This window comes from Actinosynnema sp. (genome assembly GCF_052038725.1).
The window spans coordinates 1-2,550 of sequence record NZ_JBQGCX010000627.1 but is presented as its reverse complement, the minus strand read 5'-3'; the positions used below and the strand labels follow the sequence as shown (position 1 = coordinate 2,550).

Below are 2,550 nucleotides of genomic sequence, written 5' to 3'. Positions count from 1 at the left end.
CGCGGCCGGTGGAACCCCCGCAGCACACCAGAAAGGCCCGGAGCCACCCGCTCCGGGCCTTTCTGCACGCACAGGGACCACGCCCGCGCCTGACCGCCTCGCAGGCCTAACCGCCTCACGGGCTGACCACTTCGCGGGCTGACCGCCTCGCAGGCCTGACCCTCACGGGCTGACCGCCCCGCAGGCTGATCACTTCACAGATTGACCGCTTCGCGGGCTGCGGGGCGAGCGCAGCGAGCCCGCAGCCAGCCATCCCGCGTCCCTCTTCTCCGTTTGGCCTGGCGAAGCCCGAGCGCAGGTGTCAAGACGCCGCCGCACCGCTGCGGCAGACCGGGGTGTCAAACGGCGTCTTGACGCCTGTGCTTGCCTGAAAGGAGGCCAAACGGAGAAGAGGGACCCCGCCCACCGCAGTAGTAAACCGAACCACCAGCGGAACGGTCACCGGCCGGCAGAGCCCGTCCCCCTCTTTTTTGGAGGTCTGCCCCGCCGGCGAGGCGTGCCCTTCAGCTCTTGATCTTCGCCCTAATCCCTAACCCCAACACGCCGCGAGCCGAACGCCCCACTAACCGAACGCCCCACTAGTCCAACGTGAACGGGTCGTACTTGATCCGGTCGAGCGGAGTCCCCGCGACCAGCATCCTCGACACCGTGGCCCGGATCATCGAAGGCGATCCGCACACCAGCACGTCCCGATCCTCCCAAGCCCCGTACCGCGTCACCACGTCCGCCAACGTCCCCTGCTCAACCCCCCGAGCCCCTGGGTCGTTCTCCAGCACCGGCACGATCGACAACCACGGGTTCGCGCTCGCCATCCGCTGCAGGTTGTCCAGGTCGTACAGGTCCTCCCTGGTCCGCCCCCCGATGAACAGGTGCGTCTTCGGGTTCTCGCCCCACTGCGCCATCTCGTCCAGCATCGCGTGCATCGGCGCGATCCCGGTCCCACCGGCGATCATCAGCACGTTGTTCCCGGACGTCCGGTTCACGCTCAACCGCCCCATCGGCGGCCCGATGCGCCACACGTCCCCCGGCTGCGTGTGCCCGACGATCGACCGGCTCACCCACCCGCCCTCGACGGACCGGATGTGGAACTCGATGATCCCGTCCTCGCGCGGCGCGTTGGCGGGCGAGAAGTACCGCCACAGCCTCGCCCGCTGGGGCGTCTCCACGGACACGTACTGCCCGGCCCGGTAGTTCACCGGGTGGTCCGGCTGCAACCTGACCACCGCGAGGTCCCAGCTCACCCGCTGGTGCTCCAGCACCGTCGCGTGCCAGTACGCGGGGCCCTCGTCGGCGTGCGCGGCCTCCTGCATGGCCCTGGCCATGATCGTGTACGCCTCGGCCCAGGCCATCTCGACCTGCGGCGTCCACGCCTCGCCCGCGTACTTCTTGATCGCGGCGAGCAGCGCGGTCCCGACCGACTCGTAGTGCGAGCTGACCACGCCGAACTTGCGGTGGTCGCGCCCGAGCTGCCTCAGGAAGGGGATGAGGTCGTCGGGTCTGTCGACCATCTGCACCACGTGGACCAGCGCCCGCAGCAGCCTGCTCCGCTGCACCTCCATGTTCGCGGGGAACATCTCGCGGGTCGCCGGGGCCAGGCTGAACAGCATTCCGTAGAAGAACTTGGCCACATCGTCGGAGCGCGACTCGACGACCGCGAAGCTCTCCCGGATCAGCCGCACCATGGCGGTGACACCCGGAGGAGGTTCGCGGTGCGGCGGGCTCGGGATGGGGCTCAACACAGCGTTCGCAGTCATGGTCCGGGCGCAGTCTCCACGTTTGTTGCGGCGCCTGCAACGGCGCTACGTCCTCGTCAAGCATCCAACCCCGACGCTGCGACACTAACCCGTCAACTGGGTGGTTGACTCCTTGATGCCACCTTTGAGTGCAGTACGACTTCGTTGTGTAACGCGGAGCTCGATCCTTCGAGGGATCATTCAACTTCGGTTGTACCTTGATCGTGGCCTGCGCAACAGGGTGAGACTTGTCCTACACCGTTTGGCCGCTTGCCGAGGCCCTCCCTCACACGGGTGGACCTGCGGCTGCGCTCCGTGAGTGATCATCCCGCCGCGCCTGTGGATAGCAACCTGCGGATTGTGGATAACTCGGACATCGCTGTGGAAAAACCGCTGGTCCGAGCGGGTGACGCCCTCACGGGTGGGAAACACGCTCCGCAGTGCTCCGCACCACGCAGAACTCGTTGCCCTCGGGGTCCGCGAGCACCACCCACCCGGTGCCGTCCGCGTTGCGCTGGTCGTCGAGCACGGTCGCGCCGAAGGCCACCACCCGCTCCACCTCCTCGTCGCGCGTCCGGTCGTGCGGCTGGAGGTCCAGGTGCAGCCGGTTCTTCGCCGACTTGCCCTCCGGGACCCGGATGAACAGCAGGTTCACGCCCCCGTCCCACACCACCTCGACCTCGTCGTCACCGGGCTGGTCGCCCTCGCCCAGCGCCCCGCCGGTGATCCCGGTCCAGAAGGTGGCCAGCGCCCACGGGTCGGCGCAGTCGAAGGTCAGGTGTCGCACCAGGGAAGCCATAGCCAAGATCATCGACCG

At 68.0% G+C, this 2,550-nt stretch carries 2 protein-coding genes; both read right to left on the bottom strand.

Going from position 1 to position 2,550, the window contains the following annotated elements; all coding sequences use genetic code 11:
• Window positions 1–578: 578 nt before the first annotated feature.
• Complete coding sequence (locus tag ACTUAL_RS13265; protein WP_015805617.1) at window positions 579–1,682, bottom strand: FAD-binding oxidoreductase; 1,104 nt, start codon at window positions 1,680–1,682, stop codon at window positions 579–581.
• 466 nt (window positions 1,683–2,148) lie between these two features.
• The gene (locus tag ACTUAL_RS13260) at window positions 2,149–2,532 is read right to left on the bottom strand and encodes a VOC family protein (RefSeq protein WP_096497406.1); all 384 of its coding nucleotides are present in this window, start codon (window positions 2,530–2,532) and stop codon (window positions 2,149–2,151) included.
• Window positions 2,533–2,550: the final 18 nt, after the last annotated feature.

Coding starts and splice junctions, on each gene's coding strand:
- ACTUAL_RS13265 (WP_015805617.1), bottom strand. CDS start 1,682: ATGGTGCGGCTGATCCGGGAGAGCTTCGCGGTCGTCGAGTCGCGCTCC.
- ACTUAL_RS13260 (WP_096497406.1), bottom strand. CDS start 2,532: ATGGCTTCCCTGGTGCGACACCTGACCTTCGACTGCGCCGACCCGTGG.